Here is a 17522-nt window from a genome sequence, read left to right as displayed (position 1 = left end):
GCCCACGACGCGTGAGGACGAGGGAGACCTGAGGGGAAATCCGAGTTCCTGGCGATGCCGGGAACCACCGGCCCCCGTCGCCCTCGGGCCTCTACTGTCGTACGGACAGGCCGCGTTGCCCATCGCGGCCACCCGAGGAGGATCCCTGTGTCATCGCCCTGCGACCCGCAGCACGCTCCCGCCGGTGACGTGGGCGCGGCGCTCTTGATGATCGACTCTCGGCTCAAGGGCATCCACGACGGCAGGACCGGGATCGACCCCGAACAACAGGCGCTGATCGACCAGTACGCCGATTCGCTGGGCCCCGAGGGAGCCGCCGGCGTCCTGGACGGCGCGTGCACCCTCATCTACATGTTCATGACCTGGCTGCGGAAGGCCCACGAGGACCAGGACAAGGACGTGATCGAGTACGTGGTGCCCACCCTCGTGGCCTCGATGCGCATGATGCCCAGGAGCGTTCCCCCCGAGGCCATCCCGACCATGGCCGGCCTGGCCATCTCCGCGGGCATGGGCCTGAGCCCCAACCTGTGGCGCAAGCAGTACGGCGACTGGACCGAGGAGGAGATGACTCCCCTGGAAGCCACGGCCCTGCTCCTCGCGGAACACATCAACCGCATCACCGAAGACCCCGACTTCGCCACCCGCATGATCACCGAGGCCCTGTCGAGCGCGGTCGGAGACTGACGCGTCGCGTGCTTGGCCAGAGGGCGCTCGGTCAGTGGTCTCCGCACCGCTCCCTCCTGTCGAAGCAACAGCCTCCGAGAGCGGCACGCCGCGCCCCTGTAGCGCATCGACGCTCCTCGACCACGGCGTTGCTGCGGAACTGTGAGCTTGCCGCTACGGGCTATCGGAGTACGCGGCACCCTACCGGCCCATGACCAAAAATGCCGCGCTACGCCAACGGCACAGTCAGCTGCTCGCGACGTAGCTAGCCCCAAGTCTTCCTCTGAAAACAGCGACTCGGGCCCGCGCTTCGTCCGGGTTTCAGGCTCAATGCGCACTAGCGATCAGCTCAGTGCCTTCTCGATGGCCTCGAAGATGTCGGCATCGGTCTCCTGCTGCCAGGACGGGAGTTCGGGCCAGTCGGCCACGTAGCCCGGCTTCGGGTCCTCGAAGTGCTTGAACATCTGGGCCGTCCAGCACATCGCGACGAAGCGACCCTTCTGCTCGCGGGACAGCCGCGCCGTGGCGCCGGCGCTGATCTCGATGAAGTAGCGGACCTGCTCGTAGACGGAGCCCGCTGCCTCGCGCTCCCACTGCGGGGTGTCCTCCCACCGGGTCACATAGCCGGCCTTCGGCTCACCGGGGAAGTGCTGGTGCACTCCCGCGATCCAGGTTTCCCGGAACAGTCGTGCACCCTCGGTCTGCGACATGCCTACCCCTCTCGTCACGGCGTGCTCAGCGTGGCGATCTCCGCCCCCAGCTCCGCTACGCGGTGGTCGCGGCTCAAGGGACCGAACTCGTCGCACAGGGCTTGGAGTCTACGGGCGACATACCCGGACGCGGAGGCTCGGGCCAGGCCGATGGCTTCTCTGCCGTACGCCACAACCTGCTCGACGTCCCGCCGCTTCGCACCGATGGCGGCCAGGTCAGTGAGCACTGCTCCGCGTCGCCGGTACGACTGTCCGGATGCCAGGGCTGTCTGCTTCAGGGCATCCTTCAAGGCGTTTTCCGCCAGGTCGAGACGGCCGAGCTGTACGTAGCGCGATCCCCGTTCCTCGGCGAGCCGCGCACCGTCGAACCGAAGCCATCCGCCGTTGACGCTGTCCACAGTGAGGTCGCGGACGGTCTCCGCTCGATCCATCGCACGCTCGCACGAGTTCAAGTCGCCGAGGTTGGCGTATGCCTCGGATTGGACGGAAGCGACCCAATGCCGGGTCGAGAGGTTGCTGTCACCTCGATCGGCCAGTCGCTCGGCCGCGCCAAGCATCTGCGCGGCCTGCCGGTACCGCTGCTCGGACATGTCCACGTAGGCGTGACGGACGAGCGCGCATGCCCACAGGTCGTACGCCTCAGCGTCCTTACTGATCGACGCAGCGAGCGAGTACGAAGCAGCCGCGTCAGAGTACCGATTGTCGTCGAACGCCACCTCGCCGGCCAACTGAAAAAGATCAGCCGCCGCGCTCAGCAGGGCCCGTGCACTTTCACGGTTGCTCGCCAGCGCTTCGTTCAGGGTCGTCAGCTGGTCCCGGACGACGGGATAGACAGAACCCTTTGAACGAGCCAGTTGGTAGACCTGCCAAAGGTGTCTGTTCATGCGTGCGAAGTCGGCAGGCACCCCTCGACAGACGCCCTCGGTCAGAGCCTCGGCCTCCTCGACCGGTAGGACGGACAAGGCCCCGCTGACGGTCAGTATGCGGAGGAACTCACGGCGGATCATTTCGTCGTCGTCTCCCACGGTCGGGGCATCACTGGACTGGAGCTCGACAGCCTCTTGGCCTGAGGCTCGTGGCAACTTCAGGAGGATGTCCAGCTCTGGGAGGCTGATTTCGAGGGCGGCGGCCAAGCCTCGTCGCTGGGGCGGCTGAGGAGCGACTTTGCGGCTTTCCCAGCGTCCGACCGTGGTGCGGTCCACACCCAGTAACTGCGCCAACTTCTCCTGACTGTAGCCCAGGGCCCTGCGTCGCTCCGCCAGTTCCATGGCGCCCCTTTCCCACGCTTCGGCCCCGTCGGTGCCCGTGCACGGAGCTGCGTCAAGACTGCCGCATTGATGCCGTGGAGACCTCCGGCTTCTGACGCTTTCCTGGATGTTGCCCGGACGAGCAGCGGGATTCACAGAGGAGTTCGGTCATGACCACGAGAGGTGAGGCTCTGGCGCGCGAGCCGGACGGCAATACGCGGATGCAGGGCCTGAGCGGTGAGCATCGAGTCCTCATGACGCTCAGGGTCTCCCGTGACTCCGGTCGGACTTGGGGCCAGGTGACGGAGGTACGGGAAGACGAGAATCCTGTGGCTCTCGACAATCCCATTGGGTTTCCCCCATGCATGTGCCCGCGCTGCACGAACCACTCCCCGCACTCCAAAGCCTCTCCTGGGGTGCAGTCGTGATGCGGTGCACGCAATGGCGCCAGGTGCTCCTGGACCTGGCGCAGGAAGCGCTGGTCAGGTCGGCCGCGGAGTACGTCGACAGGGCTGTGCAGTGCCAGTTGTCCTCGCACGACGACGGTGAGCACTACGGCCTCCTTAACGACGCCGGCGAGTACGGGACCGCCCTGTGGCTCCGCTGGCTCGGGAGGACCGAAGTGGAGTCGGTCGTACTGACGGATTGCCCGGTGGTCGCCCCGGGGCCCGACGGTGACGGGTGCGGTCTGTTCACCGACCACACCGAGCAGCACACCTGGGAAGACACCTTGGAGGAGGTCTCGTGCGCCAGCTGATCATGAGCCCACACAACGGCACGCTACTCATCGCCCGCCCCGACTCCCCTGGCGGAATGCAGACCCGGCGCCTTCGCCCTCCTCGCAATCAGAGCTGCGATGACTGCGGCGGCAGTGGCGCCGACTCGTCCGGCAAGTCCTGTGGCACCTGCAACGGCCTCGGCAAGATCCACTGTCGTGCCGACCGCCAGGGCGCACGTGTGCCGTCACGTTTCATGATCTGGAAGGAGGGCCGCTGATGGCCCACGCTCTGATCGCATCCCCGTTCCTCGACGGGCACCTACTCCTCAAGCCCGGAGCGAGGGCTGGCAGCCGTATCCCCGACGACCATTACGAGGGCATCCGGCAAGCGGTCGCCGATGGTGGGGCGCTGCCCGCCTGGGCTGTGCAGACCGCCGCCGATGTCTGGGGCATCGACCTGAACGGCCACCCGGCACAGGGCACGGTGTTGGTGCGCGATCCGTCCCCATACGGCTACTGCCGCGCCTCCTGGGAGATCAACCTCGGCTGCAACTTCGGCTGCAAGCACTGCTACCTAGGTGAGCGGCCCTTTTCCGGGATCAGCTGGGAGGACAAGGTACGGCTGCTGGACATCATGCGCGAGGCCGGCGTCCTCTGGCTCCAGATCACCGGCGGCGAACCCACCATGGACCCCCACTTCCAGGGCGCCTACCGGTACGCCTGGCAGGCCGGGATGATGCTCACCATCTCCACGAACGGCTCGCTGCTTTGGCGACCAGACCTTCTCAAGCTCTTCCGCGACTGCCCGCCCTACCGGCTGGTCGTCAGCATGTACGGGGCGAGCGAAAAGTCTTTCGACACGCTCACCCAACGCCGTGGAGCGTGGAAAGCGTTCCGGCGCGGCATGGACGCCGCACGCGAGGCGGGCCTGCCTCTGCGTATCAACGTCGTGGTGACCGAGGACAACGCCTCCGAAGCCGACGAGATGGCCGCGCTCGCCGAGGAGTGGAACGTCGAGAACCACGCGTACACGAACATGACGCCCACGATCTACGGCGGCGGTGAGCCGCTGCTTGCCCAGTCCGCCGCCCACCTGCGCCAGCGCAAGCCGTTCGCCGGCTGCAATGCGGGACACACCTTCTTCCACGCCGACCCGCACGCCAAGGTGTCGATCTGCAAGGTCGGCCGGGATGACCAGATCGACCTCCTGGCCGAAGGCGTCGACGGCCTCACCCGGCTCGGCGCCGTTGCCGACCGACTCATGCTTCGCACCGGAGGGTGCGAAGGCTGCGCCCTGTCCGGCACCTGCCGGGTCTGCCGCCCCCTGGCCAAGCATTATCAGGAAGCGAAGGCGCCGCTGCACAGCTACTGCCAACACGGAGACAAGGAGAACGCATCATGACCCCGCCCGTACTGGTGACCCTTCTACCCGGCCCGTCGGCCTCGGCACGCCGTTCGTCGCCGCCCGTCGCCGCCCTCTTGGTAACCGCCGTCCCGGACCTGGACGACGTCGTGGAGAGCGCGGAGTGCTCCTGTGACGCTGGTGACGACAACCCCCACTGACCGAGCCGATCCAGTCGGTTCCGTTCAGGCCCTGACGCGTTCGCGTCGGGGCCTGGGCCCTGATCGGCCGACCGTTAGGGTGCCGCTCATGTTCTTCCGATGGGACTGGCTCCGGCCTGTACTGACCGCGCCGATCGTGCCGACCCTCGGCCCCGTCCACCCTCACGTCCTCACCGTCGACCTCTTCGAGGACACACTGCGAGCGGCCGTCGCTGACCGGTCCTTCCTCCATTACGACAAGGACCGGCGCTGGAGCAGCGAGAAGGAGGAGACGGTCCTGCGCGGCGACGTCGTACACCAGCCCGACCACACCCTCATCCCCACCCTGACCCGGCGCGGACGCGGCACCGTCAAGGTCTTCGCCTACGGGCATCGCGGCAGCGTCGTGGACGAAGCCGCCGGACTGGCCGCGAAGCTCGCCGTCGTGCACGACACGGTCCATGCGAAGGTCGTGCGCCCGCTCGGCCCCGAGACCGGATCTCCGTACGGCACCCGCGTACAGCTCCAGGATTTCACCGCCCGTCCGTGCCCCGACCCCGGCGGCCCGGTCCGCCTCGTCACCGACTGGCCAATCTCCGTGCGCGAGACCTTCGCCCTGTTCGCCGCGGCCATGGCCGCCGATGGATTGGCCTTCCTCCACGCCCAGATGCGGGCCGGCCGGTGCGGCCCGGTTCTCGCCGCCGCCGTCGGAGGCCGCATTGTGGGCGCGATCGGCCCCATGGAGGTACGCCCCGACGCGATCGGATGCCCCCAACTCATGCCGCAGTACTTCGCCGTCCTCCCCGGGGCCCGAGGGCAGGGCCTGGGCCGCGTCCTGTGGCGGGCCGCGATGCACTGGGGCCAGTCCCACGGTGCCGCCTACCAACTCCTCCAGACCGAGGTCGGCGGCGCCTCCGACATGCTGTGCCGATCTGAGGGACTGGCCTCCCTCGGCTTCAGCCACAGCGTGGAGGCGTAGCCGCCGCCCGCCTCTCACACCCCCAGTGCCCCCCGTACCGACTGCGTCAGTTCGCCCACCGCGACGACCAGTGGGGTGACCGGTTGGACGAACTCTGTCAGGCGGGTCAGGGCGCGGCGTAGGACCGTTGGTTGGGGTTCCGCCTCGGCCAGTTCCTCGCGCAGGCGGCGGAGTTCGCGGGTGGTGGCCTCCGGGTCGGCCAGTGCCGCGCGGTGTTCGGTCAGCAACTGCGTGACGAGCGCCAGGAGTTCGGCCGTGCGGACGGCCGCCTGTTCGGCGTCCTGCGGCTGGAAGGCGACCGTGCCGGAGAACGCCTGAGCCTGGTTGCCGATTGCCTGGTTTCCTACGTAGTGGGTGCCGCCGTTGATCACCAGGCCGTTGTTGACGGGCGGGTCGGGACGGTCGACCTCGTTGCTGCCGCTCATCGGCGGACCCCTCCTTCCGAGGTTACTTCTGGGCGCCGGCGGTGGCGGCCGGGCCGGTCTGCTGGGTGACGGTCTGGGTGGCGTTGGCACCGGTGCCGATCGCCTGGTTGCCGATGATGCTCGTCCCGCCCTGCTGGATGACACCCTGGTTGAGGATGGTGTGCTGCTGGGCGCGGAAGTCGGTGGTGTCGTAGCCGCGTGCGTCGAGGAACTCCCGTATCGCGGCGAGCGTGTGGCGTTGTACGGCCGAGGTGACCCGGTCGGCGTCCACTACCTGGAAGTAGTTCTGGTAGACGGGGCTCGTCGCGATCTCCCGCAGGCTCAGACGGGCACCGTAGTCGAAGACCGGATCCTGTTCCATGGCGGTCAGTTCGTCCACCATCCGCCGGGTGCGCCGCGCCTCGAAACGTGCCTGGCGCAGCGCGCGGGAGGGCGCGCCGAAGAACGCCGGGCCGGTGCGGGGCAGGGCGTCGGCCAGCAGGCCGCGCTGCCGCTCGGGGGTGAGCGGGTCACGCAGGCGGTCCACGACGTGGTAGCCGGCGCCGACCGGTCCGAGCACATGGTTGCCGCAGTGCAGGTGCAGGGTTCTGCCCTCGGTCGAGAAGTGCAGGAAGACGCTGGGCACCACGTCGTCGCCCCACAACGGCACATGGACCGCCAGCTGGTGGCGGACCGCGCCCGTCGGGCGCCGCATGATGTCCTCGACCGCCTCGGCCGGCAGCCGCATCGCCGGTGTCAGGCCGGCGGTCGTCATGAACCGGGGGTCCTCGCCGATGGTCGTGCCGTTCACGAAGACCCGGTCCTCGATGGTGAGGGAACCGAGGGATTCCGGAGCCCCCGAGGCCGCGGCCGTGTCGGCGACGCCGCGCGCGGCGACCGTGCGGAGGTGTTCGCGTACGTGGGTGACGAGTTCGACGACATCGAAGACGTCCGGCCCGCCGGGGCGCGGGCTCTTGTGGACGTGGTCGTCCGAGGGCAGCAGCGGTACGGCGATCGACCAGTTGGAGGCGGCGGCGGAGTAGCCGATGAACGGTGAGTATCCGCTGTAGACGGTGACGTTTCCGTCCCGTGCCTCCTTGACGACCGCCATCCGGTTGACGATCCACTGCTTCAGGGGCAGGGCCGGCAGCCGGCGCCTGGCGAACGCGGCGCGGGTCATGGTGGTGCGCAGCAGCTGGTCGATGCCCAGGTCGTGCCGTACGACCGTCACGTACGCGAACACCACCGCGCCGACGGACGCGAGGACGGCCGGGATCCCGGACAGGTAGGCGCCGAGCAGCCAGCTCATGAACCCGGAGACGGGCAGGGACGCGATGGCGGAGCCGAGGGGGAAGGCGAGGGGAACCACGACCACGGCGGTGATCACCGTACTCACCAGAGCCCTGTTGCCCGGCTGGCGTCGGCCTCGGGTCGCGTAACTGGTCCGGGAGCGGCCCACGTTGGCGGTGAAGGAGAGGAACAGCGCGCTGAACAGCAGCCACAGCGGTGCGAGCAGTGCCACGACCGCGAACGCCCCCGCCAGTCGCAGGTCGCGTCTGCGGCGTATCTCCTGTGCGGCCAGGCAGTGGTGGGCCACCGCCACCAGGTCGACGCCGGGCGAGGGTGCCACGGCGCTGACCTCGTCGGCGAGCACCCCCTCCACCACCCGGTCGGCGAACTCCTCGTCGGTGTAGGCCGCGGCGCACAGATACCGGGTGACGTCACCCGGCACGCTTCCGACCGGCATGTGCGGCTGCGGGGTCGTCGTCATGGCGGCGGCTTCCTTTCTCCGAAGGAGCGACGGTCTGGTGGCGCGGGCGGGCCCGGTGGTTCGCGTGAGCGGCAGGCCTGTGGTCAGGAGGGCGAGAAGGACTCCGGTCAGCAGGCCGAAGGAGAGGGGGGCGTGCAGGAGTTCGGCTCGCAGTCCGTCGGACGTCAGGTCGATTCCGTCGACGAAGGTGTCGAGCAGCCACCATCGGACCAGCGCCACCAGCTCCGACACCAGCACCGCCGCGACGAGGCAGCGGCTCCAGCCGGCCGCTCCCCGGTCCGGCCGACGCGACATGACGCGGGCGAGCGCCACGAGCAGCAGCACGACGCTGATGTCCTGCACGACCAGCATGGACGAGCCGAGGTAGTCGATCCGCGGGTCGGCGGAGAGGCTCCACCTCGGGACGAACGCGCCCTCGACCAGCCAGCGCGTGGTCTCGCTCCCGAGGTGCTCCAGGTAGAAGTCCTCCACGCGCCGCTGCCCCCAGGGGCTGCCCACGAGGAGAAGGAAGAGGCAGAGCAGTGTGACGCGTCCACGCAGAGGCGGTCTCGCCCGGGACTCACTCCATCGAGACAAGAACATGTGGCGTTCCCCCCGTCGCCGGTCCCCCACGGCCTGTGGCCGCACCTTATGGCTATCCCCTTTCGCGGCGGGCGGGAACCCGGGAACGGCACTGACTCGCATGGCAGTCGGGGACAGCAGTTGGGGCAGTGAGAAGTCCTGCCGGGGCGGTGTGGACACCGCCCCGGCAGGACTCGGCCGGATGATCCGGAGGGTTACTTGGTGGTGAGGTAGGCGCGCTCGATCGTCTGGACCAGCGTGTTGCCGGCCCGGTCGGTCAGCTTCGCCCGCAGCGAGACGGAGCCCGCCGTGGCCGGGTGGGTCAGCGCCAGGTGCGTACCGCCGACGGCCTTGGCGTGCTGCCAGGTGGCGCCGTCGTCGTACGAGACCTCGAAGGCGAGCTCGGCGGGACGCTGCCCGGCCGCCGCGCCCTCGACGGTGAAGGGCACCGCGAACCGCTTGCCCGCTTTCGCCGTGCTGGACAGGCTCAGGTCGGGCGAGAAGCGGACCACCGACAGCGGGAGGGTGGTGCTCTCGTCCTCGGGGGCGGTGGCGGAGCGGAAGGTCCACTCCGACCGGACGCGGGTGCTGACCGGGTACGCCGCCGGGTCACGGGACGCGTCCACGGTCAGTCTGTACGCGCTGTCCTTGGCGGGAACGGTGTACTCGGTGAGGTCGATCGGCGAGATGCCGTAGTCGTCGGGGATCTCCTTGCCGTCCGCCTGGAGCGAGCTCGTCACCGAGGTGTAGTCGCTGAGGCCCCAGTGGCCGGAGCCGTCGCCGAACTGCGGCAGGAAAGCCCTGATGACGTTCCCGTACCGCACGATTCCCGGCAGTCCCCGCTCCGGTCCGAGGTCGCCCGCGGCGGGCAGCACCGGGCCGAAGACGCCGACGTTGAACCGCTCGGTGTAGCTGTGACCGGCCTGCCAGGTCCTCTCCATGCGCATCAGGAAGGTCTCGGAGCGCGATTCGTGGCCCTCTCCGACCATCTGCCACATACGGAAGGACCACTTGACGTCGTTGTCGAGGACGTAGTCGGTGGTGCGCAGCGGCAGTTCGCCCCGCAGGTCGTTGGCGCCGAAGACCAGTTCCCCGTCAGCGGTGTGGGGTGAAACCTCGACCTGGACGCGCCGGCCCGCGACGGGTACGCCCGCCTGGAAGTCGACCTTGGCGAGCTGACTCCGCTTGACGGTGGCGGCGAAGCCGTCCAGCTTGCCGGCGCGGTTCCAGGCCAGGTGGTAGGTGACCGGCCTGCCCTGGTCGTCCGTCCGCGTCCAGTCGCCGGCGAAGACGGTGGACGCCTGGTCGGCGGAGAAGTCGGGTCCGAGCTGTCCGAATCCCGTGCCCTCGAAGGTCGGCAGGAGGAACTCCATGTTGCCCGGGCGCAGGCCCTCACCCCGGTCGTAGCTGAAGTGGGCGGTGGCTTCGGTGTTCTTGGCCGCCGCGTCGGGCACGGTGATGTCCACCGGCCGAGCCTGCCGGGCGTCGACCATGAAGGTGGTGTCCTTGTCGAGGGTCAGCTTCGGCTGCACCAGGACGGCGTGGGTGGCGGAGTCCAAGGACGGGTGGATCACTCCGCTGAGGGTGTAGTCGCCCTTGGGCAGCCGCACCGTGAGTTCGCCGTCCTGCTCGTCGGCGTAGGACGCGTAGAAGTCGCCGTCGTAGTCCGCGACGGAGGTGGCGGCGTCGCCGGTCGGCGCACCGTTCTCGTCGAGGTGCTTGAGGGTGAGGCTGTACGACTCCACCTCGCGCTCCACGCCCACAGCGGTACGCACCCGCACCTTGCCGTCGGCCGAGACGGCGGCCACCGAGCCGCCGAAGGAGCCGTCGGTGCTGCCCGCGCGGGTGTCGGCGGTGACGGAGGCGTTCGCCTCGCCGCCCGCCGGGACGGTGATCCGCTGCGGTGACACGGCGAACATGCCTTCGGCGGCGGGCTTGCCGTCCACCCCGAGGGCGTCGACGGACAGGTCCAGGGTGACCGGCTCCGTACCGAGGTTGCGGTACGTCACCTGCTTGGTCGCCGGGGTGTCGTCGCCGTGCGGCCACTGCTGGAGACCGAAGTCGAGCGGCTGCTGCTCGGTGATCACGCTCTGGTCCAGCGCCCGGGCCACGTCGGTACGGCCGGTGCCCTGCTGGAAGGAGCTGTACGAGCCCGGCTTGGCGGAGCCGGTGAGGACCGCCTTGATGCGCTCGCCGGTCCAGTCGGGATGCTGCTGGGCGAGGATCGCGGCGGCGCCCGCGACATGCGGGGTCGCCATGGAGGTGCCGTCGAGGGTGAGGTACCCGGGTATGCCGGAGGGGTACCACTCCGACAGGGTGCTGCCGGCGGCCTCCGCGGCCGTGATGTCGACGCCGGGCGCGGTCAGGTCGGGCTTGACCCCGCCGTCACCGACCCGCGGGCCACGGCTGGAGGAGTCGGCGAGGACGTCGGACTTGTCGACCGAGCCGACAGTGAGCGCGGCGTCCGCGCTGCCCGGCGAGCCGACGGTGCTCTCACCGCTCTCGCCGTCGTTGCCGGCCGCGATGACGAAGAGGGTGTCGCTCTCGGCGGAGAGCCGGTTGACCGTCTCCTCCATCGGGTCGATACCGGGCATGTCCTCGCCGCCGAGGCTGAGGTTGACGACGTCGGCGCCCTGCGCCACCGCCCACTCCATGCCCGCGATGATCCCGGAGTCCATGCCGGAGCCGTTGTCGTCCAGGACCTTGCCGTTCAGGAGCTTCGCACCCGGGGCGACGCCCTTGTACTTGCCCCCGTCCCTGGCACCCGTACCGGCCGTGATGGACGCCACGTGCGTGCCGTGGCCGAACTTGTCGGTGGGGCCGGAGGAGGAACCGCTGAAGTCCTGCTCGGCGACCACCTGGCTCGCGAGGTCCGGGTGGGTCGTGTCGATGCCGGTGTCCAGTACGGCGACCTTGACGCCGGTGCCGTCGTAACCGGCGGCCCAGGCGGTGGGCGCGCCGATCTGCGGCACGCTCTTGTCGAGACTGGCCTTACGCCTGCCGTCGAGCCACAGCTTCTCGACGGCCGTGGAAGCGGTGAACTCCGTTGCCCCGCCTGCTCCGTCGGCCTTTTTGGCGGTGCCGGTCACGGCGTTCCAGAAGTCGGCGCCGCGCTTCTTCGCAGGCCGCATCACCTTGCCGTTGACCACCGGCAACGCCCGGCCGACCTTCGCCCCGGCCCCGGCGAACGGGGTCATCGAGGGCGCCTTCTTCCCCCGGAAGGTGACGATCAGCGGTACGTCGCCACGGCCGGCGTCGTCGTAGCCGTCCGCCACCAGCTGGGTCACGTCGAACAGCCGGGCGTCCAACTTGCCCTGCGCCAGCAGCAGTTCGGCGTCACCGGGTACCACCCGGGTGTGTCCGGCGACCACCCGGACGGAGAACGGGACCTTCTCCCGGCCCTCGGCCCGGGTCACGCCGGTGACCTTTCCGGCGCCGTCGACCATGACCTGGTCGCCGGTGACGAGGGTCACCGTCTTCATCACCTTGGCGGCACCCTGCGCCTTGGCCGGCTTGGTCGATCTGGCCGCGTCGACCGTGGTGACGGTACTGACACCACTCGTGTCCTGGGCTTCCGCGCCCGGGACACCGGCAAGCAGAAGGGCCGTGGAGGCCACCCCCGCCGCCACGACCGCACGTGTTGGTCTCGCGCGTAACTCCACCTGAACTCCTGACACTTCGGCAGCTGGACTCGGCCGTCGCGGCTGTTGCCGACGGCTCGCGCCCAGAGACGAACGGGGGTGTCCTCAGGTTGGAGGGAAATTCGGGTCGCTTCGGGGGGACAGGCCGGTCAACGACTCTGCCCAGAACCGCCTCCTCCACCGTTCGGCCAGTCCAGAGGCGGTTTCGGTCCTCGGGTTCCGGCCGTTCGGCCGAGGCGGCGCTGCCCGTTCGGGCAGCAGAGTGGGCTGCGGGGCACCGCGAAGGTGCGCGAGGTGACACGGACGGAGAGCGAGTCGGCCATGGCGAAGACACAGCTGCGCGGAGCGCGGACGAACCACCATCTGGCACGGGTGACGATGCTGGCCCTGGCCGCGCTGATCGGCACACAGTGGCTCGCCTCGGCGGCGGGAATCCGGGCCTACTGAAATGACGTACTCAACGTCGGCGTCAGCCGAATACCTGTACCCAGGAACCGTCGGCGTAGTTCGGGTCGATGTTCCCGGCGGCGTATCCCATACCGGTCCTGGTGTAGTCGCAGTCGAGGATGTTCTCGCGATGCCCGGAACTGCTCATCCACCCGTAGTTCGCATCATTGACGACGCCGTCGGGTTCACCCCGGAACCCCATCGCTATGTTCTCGCCGACGCCACCCCGGGTGTACCCGGCGCCCTTGGCACGGTCGGTGGGGCTCTTTCCGCTCGCCGAGGTGTGCGAGAAGTGGTGGGTCCGCACCATCTCGGCCGCATAACCGTGGGCGGCCTTCTCCAGGCTTCTGTCGATCAGCAGCGCGGCGCAGCCGTGGGCGGTCCGTCGCGCGTTGACGTGGTCGAACGCCTGTTTCTCCAGCGACGTCATCGCCTCCGCGGCTGTCAGTGCGACAGCCGGTTCGCCGGCCGGGGCGGCCGGAATGACCGCCGATGCCACCGGGGCGGATATCGCACCCCCGGCTGTCATCAACCCCAGAGACACCATTACCAAACCGTGTCGCGCGGACCGGGGTATACAACGGCGAGTGGCCATTCGGGGCTCCTTGACTGAGAACGACTCGGAGAGCACTTCAAACTTCATACTTCGCACTTCGCACTTCGCTCCTCCCGTCGGCACAGACTAGGCCACGCACTCGGCCGGCGGCTCGGCGACGGTAATTCGGGACTGGTTCCCACTAGTGCGTTTGGCCACCGATATCGCGCCCCCCGGCCACCGGAGATGAGGCGTCGGACGTCGAACTCGTGATCCCGGGTCTCCGGGAGCGCCAACAGACACAGAAGGCTCACGAGGCAGAGGCCGCCGGGGTAGAAGCCGGGCGGCGGCGCCGGTGTAGCGCAGCCGGGCCGGGAACAGTTCCGGCACCCTGATCATCGAAATTCAATTTCGACAAGGAGCCCATTCAATAGAGCATCAGGTGCGGTGACAGGAGGGGCAGAACGCCCCAACGCGCATAGAGTGCGCGAACAGTACGCCCAGGCCACGTCAACCCCATGCAACCTGTCGATCCCCTGTCAATATTCATACCGCAAGCCGTATAAAAATTTCTCGATGGTCACACCTTGCCAACCGCCAGCCACACGTGAATGCTCGTGATCGCTTAACTTGAAAGTTTCATAACCATCGATTTCCGGACACGGCGAATCGCAACAGAATGTCGCGGTTATCGGCTTTCTGAAATGCGGCCTCCGGGCTGGGAGGGCTCATTACCCATGCTCAAAACCGGCAAGCAATTACGCTTGAGGAGACTTTCACTCGCGGGTGACGACCGGCATCTGCTCATCCCCCTCGACCACAGCGTCTCGGACGGTCCGATCGTCCCCGCCGACCAGTGGGACGACCTGCTGCGCGCACTCGTCGCCGGCGGCGCCGACGGAATCATCGTCCACAAGGGGCGCGCCCGCTCCTTCGCTTCGGACATCCTGAGGAGCTGCGCGCTGGTGGTGCACCTGAGCGCCAGTACCGCCTGCTCCGCCGACGTCCACGCCAAGGTGCTGGTCTCCGACGTCGAGGAGGCGCTGACGCTCGGCGCGGACGCGGTCAGCGTCCATGTGAACATCGGCTCCGACACCGAGGCACAGCAGCTGGCCGATCTCGGGGCGGTGGCCCGTTCCTGCGACGCGTGGGGCATGCCCCTGATCGCCATGGTGTATCCGCGCGGCCCCCGGATCGAGGACCCACGTGATCCGGCCCTTCTGTCCCACCTCGCCAATGTCGCCGCCGACCTGGGCGCGGACCTGGTGAAGACCTCCGTCGCCCTGCCGATCGAGCGCATGGCCGAGGTGGTGGCGAACAGCCCCATCCCCGTCCTCGCGGCCGGTGGGCCACCGGACGGCTCCGACCTCGTCGAGTACGGCACCGCCGTGATGGCCGCCGGCTGCCGGGGCCTGGCCATCGGGCGCCGGATCTTCTCCTCCCCCACACCCGCCGCACTCGTGTCCCGGCTCTCGGCCGTCGTGCACGGCGGCAACACCGACCTCTCGCACGGTATGCGCATGGCCAACTACTCGACGATCGTGGCAGGAGTGGCATGAGGTTCGCTTGGATCGACCTGCGAGAAGTCCCCCGTCCGCAGCTCCAGGCGGTGGTGGACGCGGCAATCCACGCCCGGATGGCCGGAGTCGTGGCCGCCGACGCCGAGTTGCTCGGGACCCTGCCCCCGACGGTCACCCGGGTGCTGGTCGGCGGTGGCGACGGCCCGGTCCCGAACGGTGAGAAGAAGCCCGGCGACAAGGACGTGAAGGAGGCGGCGAAGGAGGCGGCGAAGGAGGCGAAGGCCTCGGACAAGGTGGCCAAGTCCCCTGCCGGGGGCGGCGGTTCATCGACCGGCGCCGGATTCGACGTGCTCCTGCGGAAGTTCGGCACCCAGGAGGAGCTGGACGCGCTCGCCGCCGAGCACCGCGCCGGCACCCGCACCGGCGGCGCGATCGGCAACGGCGGCGCCGGTGGCACACCCGTCTCCGGGTTCATCGACGTACGGGACGACCGCACCCTCCAGCTGTCGTGCGCGGGCGCCATGGTGCTGCCGTACACGGTCATCCACTTCGCCGACCCGACCAAGATCCCCCTGGAGATCGTGCTCGCCGCCGCCGAGTCCGCCGAGGGCAAGCTCGTGACGGTCGTCGACGGCCTGGAGGAGGCGGCCATCGTCTTCGACGTGCTGGAGCGCGGCTCGGACGGCATCCTCTTCACGCCCCGCAGCGCCGACGAGGTGTTCGCGCTGGCCCGGTTGCTGGAGGCGACGACACCGCAACTGGAGCTGTCCACCCTGACCGTGGAGAGCATCCGGCACGTCGGACTCGGCGACCGGGTCTGCGTGGACACCTGCTCGCACTTCGAGGAGGACGAGGGCATCCTCGTCGGCTCCTACTCCTCCGGGTTCGTGCTGTGCTGCAGCGAGACCCACCCCCTGCCCTACATGCCGACCAGGCCGTTCCGGGTCAACGCGGGTGCCCTGCACTCGTACACACTCGGCCCCGACAACCGCACCAGCTACCTCAGCGAGGTCGGCTCGGGCAGCGCGCTGCTCGCCGTCGGCGCCGACGGGCGCACCCGGCGGGTCGTCGTCGGGCGGGCGAAACTCGAATCCCGGCCGCTCCTTGAGATCCGCACCCACGCCGAGGACGGCCGGCTGGTCAGCCTGACCGTGCAGGACGACTGGCACGTACGGGTGCTCGGCCCGGGCGGCAAGGTCCTCAACGTCACCGAGTTGCGGACCGGCGACGAGTTGCTCGGCTATCTGGCCGCCGACAAGCGCCATGTGGGGCTGCCCATCGGCGAGTTCTGCAAGGAGGTCTGAGGTCCGATGGGCGAACCCGAATCAGCTCTCGCCCCGCTGGTGGGGCGGCTGTTCGACGCGCACGACGACCGCCTGCCGTATCTGACGCACCAACAGGAGATGGTCACACGCGGCGAGTTACGGGAGCGGGTGACCAAGCAGGCCGCCGTCTTCGCCGGGTACGGGATCGGGCCGGGCAGCACCGTGGGACTGCGGACCCCGCCCAGTTTCACCCAGATCGAGGTGCTGCTCGCCCTGTGGCGGCTCGGCGCGCAGGTGCTGCTCTTCGACTTCCGGCTCAAACCGCCCGAGGTGGCGGCGCTCTGCGCGTCCTGCCGACCGCAGTTCATGGTCAGCGCCGGTTCCAACGTCCGGGCCACGTTCGGCTTCCGCTCCGAGTACGAGGTCGTCACCGAGCGGCGCAGAACCGGATCGGCGGCCACCACCGGGCACCGTCTCGTCCAGTTCAGCTCGGGCTCGACCGGACGGCCGAAAGTCATCGGCAGAAGCGCCCGGTCGCTCGACGCCGAGGTGGACCGGTTCACCGGGGTCCCGGGGATGCCGACCGAGGGCGACCGGCTGCTGCTGCTCAGTTCGACGGCGCACAGCTTCGGTCTGATCGGCGGCCTGCTGTACTCCCTCGCCGCCGGGGTCTCCGTCGTCTTCGCGCCCCGCGTGTCCGCCCGCGACATCCTGCGGACCGCGCAGGAGCACCGGATCACCGCCCTGTTCGGCGTACCGACGCACTTCGAACTCCTCGCCGCCGCCACCGATCCCCCCGCGCTGCCCGACCTGCGGCTCGCGGTGTCGGGCGGCGAGATCATGCCCCCGCAGGTCGCGGCCCGGTTCACGCAGCGGTACGGCGTCGAGGTCGGCGAGGCGTACGGGACCACGGAGACCGGCATCGTCGCCATCGACGTCGGCGGCACGCTGCGCCCCTCGGTCGGCCGGGCGGCGCCGGGTGTCTCGATCCGCGTGGCGCGGGGCGAACTGGACGTCGCCCTCGACGAGTCGCCGTACCTCTTCGACTCGGGCGGCACCCAGTACACGGACGGCTGGCTGCACACCCGGGACCGGGCCACGCTGGACGCCACCGGCGCGGTAGTGGTCCGAGGGCGTGCCGACTCCCTCGTCGTCATCGGCGGCCTCAAGGTCGACCTCACCGAGGTGGAGAACGTACTCCGCGAGCATCCGGCCGTCGAACAGGCGGTCCTGGTCCACGAGGACGTGACCGAGGCGTACGTCGCCGTCACGGCCGGCGTCGAACGCCCGTCCGCCGAGGACCTGTTGCGCTGGTGCCGGGGGCGGCTGGCCGACTACAAGGTGCCCCGGGTGATCCGGCTGCTGGACGCGCTGCCGCGCACGTCCAACGGCAAGTTGGTGCGGCAGGCAGCGACGTTGCGCTCCGCTGGGTAGGGCGGGGTGTCGCCGGTTGTCCTTTGTCTGCGGGCCCGTTGTGGCTTGTCGCGCAGTTCCCCGCGCCCCTGAAGGCGCTCGACTT

16 protein-coding genes are annotated in these 17522 nt (G+C 69.2%); 10 read left to right on the top strand and 6 right to left on the bottom strand.

Annotated elements, in window-relative coordinates:
* Positions 1-147 precede the first annotated feature (147 nt).
* Positions 148-684: a hypothetical protein gene (locus tag QA861_RS23725; RefSeq protein ID WP_334590307.1), complete on the top strand. Its 537-nt coding sequence runs from the start codon at positions 148-150 to the stop codon at positions 682-684.
* A 323-nt stretch (positions 685-1007) separates the two neighbouring features.
* Here the strand turns inward: QA861_RS23725 and QA861_RS23720 are convergent, their stop codons facing one another.
* Positions 1008-1373: a hypothetical protein gene (locus QA861_RS23720; RefSeq protein ID WP_334590306.1), complete on the bottom strand. Its 366-nt coding sequence runs from the start codon at positions 1371-1373 to the stop codon at positions 1008-1010.
* Between the two features lie 14 nt (positions 1374-1387).
* A complete protein-coding gene (locus QA861_RS23715) occupies positions 1388-2641 on the bottom strand; it encodes a helix-turn-helix transcriptional regulator (protein WP_334590305.1) in 1254 nt (417 codons plus the stop codon).
* Positions 2642-3047: 406 nt separating this feature from the next.
* Between QA861_RS23715 and QA861_RS23710 the strand changes: the two genes are divergently transcribed.
* The 5 genes from QA861_RS23710 (at position 3048) to QA861_RS23690 (ending at position 5859) form a co-directional block, all read left to right on the top strand.
* On the top strand, positions 3048-3377 hold the full coding sequence (locus QA861_RS23710; RefSeq protein ID WP_334590304.1) for a hypothetical protein: 330 nt from the start codon (positions 3048-3050) through the stop codon (positions 3375-3377).
* Entirely contained in the window at positions 3365-3616 is a 252-nt protein-coding gene (locus tag QA861_RS23705) for a hypothetical protein (RefSeq protein ID WP_334590303.1), read from the top strand. The genes QA861_RS23710 and QA861_RS23705 overlap by 13 nt, the downstream gene beginning before the upstream one ends.
* On the top strand, positions 3616-4740 hold the full coding sequence (locus QA861_RS23700; RefSeq protein ID WP_334590302.1) for a radical SAM protein: 1125 nt from the start codon (positions 3616-3618) through the stop codon (positions 4738-4740). The genes QA861_RS23705 and QA861_RS23700 overlap by 1 nt, the downstream gene beginning before the upstream one ends.
* Positions 4737-4901, top strand: a complete 165-nt coding sequence (locus QA861_RS23695; RefSeq protein ID WP_334590301.1) for a hypothetical protein — start codon at positions 4737-4739, stop codon at positions 4899-4901. Before QA861_RS23700 ends, QA861_RS23695 begins: the two co-directional genes overlap by 4 nt.
* Before the next feature lie 88 nt (positions 4902-4989).
* Positions 4990-5859 carry a GNAT family N-acetyltransferase gene (locus QA861_RS23690; protein ID WP_334590300.1) on the top strand — a complete coding sequence of 290 codons (870 nt, stop codon included), beginning with the start codon at positions 4990-4992 and terminating at the stop codon, positions 5857-5859.
* 14 nt (positions 5860-5873) lie between these two features.
* On the opposite strand, the gene QA861_RS23685 is transcribed toward QA861_RS23690, so the two are convergent.
* The 3 genes from QA861_RS23685 to QA861_RS23675 form a co-directional block, all read right to left on the bottom strand.
* Positions 5874-6284: a hypothetical protein gene (locus QA861_RS23685; RefSeq protein WP_334590299.1), complete on the bottom strand. Its 411-nt coding sequence runs from the start codon at positions 6282-6284 to the stop codon at positions 5874-5876.
* A 22-nt stretch (positions 6285-6306) separates the two neighbouring features.
* Positions 6307-8532, bottom strand: a complete 2226-nt coding sequence (locus QA861_RS23680; protein WP_334590298.1) for an AbeC-like domain-containing protein — start codon at positions 8530-8532, stop codon at positions 6307-6309.
* A 278-nt stretch (positions 8533-8810) separates the two neighbouring features.
* Complete coding sequence (locus tag QA861_RS23675) at positions 8811-12257, bottom strand: S8 family peptidase (protein ID WP_334590297.1); 3447 nt, start codon at positions 12255-12257, stop codon at positions 8811-8813.
* Positions 12258-12530: 273 nt separating this feature from the next.
* On the opposite strand from QA861_RS23675, the gene QA861_RS23670 reads away from it, so the two are divergent.
* Positions 12531-12683 carry a hypothetical protein gene (locus QA861_RS23670; protein ID WP_334590296.1) on the top strand — a complete coding sequence of 51 codons (153 nt, stop codon included), beginning with the start codon at positions 12531-12533 and terminating at the stop codon, positions 12681-12683.
* Between the two features lie 22 nt (positions 12684-12705).
* Here QA861_RS23670 and QA861_RS23665 read toward each other — a convergent pair whose 3' ends face one another.
* Positions 12706-13230, bottom strand: coding sequence for a CAP domain-containing protein (locus QA861_RS23665; protein ID WP_334590295.1), 525 nt, complete (start codon positions 13228-13230; stop codon positions 12706-12708).
* Positions 13231-13955: 725 nt separating this feature from the next.
* On the opposite strand from QA861_RS23665, the gene QA861_RS23660 reads away from it, so the two are divergent.
* From QA861_RS23660 to QA861_RS23650, 3 genes are read left to right on the top strand one after another with little or no spacing between them, the layout of a single operon-like run.
* Positions 13956-14777, top strand: a complete 822-nt coding sequence (locus tag QA861_RS23660) for a 2-amino-3,7-dideoxy-D-threo-hept-6-ulosonate synthase (protein ID WP_334590294.1) — start codon at positions 13956-13958, stop codon at positions 14775-14777.
* Complete coding sequence (locus QA861_RS23655; protein ID WP_334590293.1) at positions 14774-16042, top strand: 3-dehydroquinate synthase II family protein; 1269 nt, start codon at positions 14774-14776, stop codon at positions 16040-16042. Before QA861_RS23660 ends, QA861_RS23655 begins: the two co-directional genes overlap by 4 nt.
* Before the next feature lie 6 nt (positions 16043-16048).
* Positions 16049-17437, top strand: coding sequence for a class I adenylate-forming enzyme family protein (locus QA861_RS23650; protein ID WP_334590292.1), 1389 nt, complete (start codon positions 16049-16051; stop codon positions 17435-17437).
* Positions 17438-17522 lie beyond the last annotated feature (85 nt).

The sequence above is a fragment of the Streptomyces sp. B21-083 genome (assembly GCF_036898825.1).
Classification (GTDB): Bacteria; Actinomycetota; Actinomycetes; order Streptomycetales; family Streptomycetaceae; genus Streptomyces.
The sequence above is the reverse complement of the archived record's forward strand: the minus strand, read 5'-3'. Positions and strand labels throughout refer to the sequence as shown.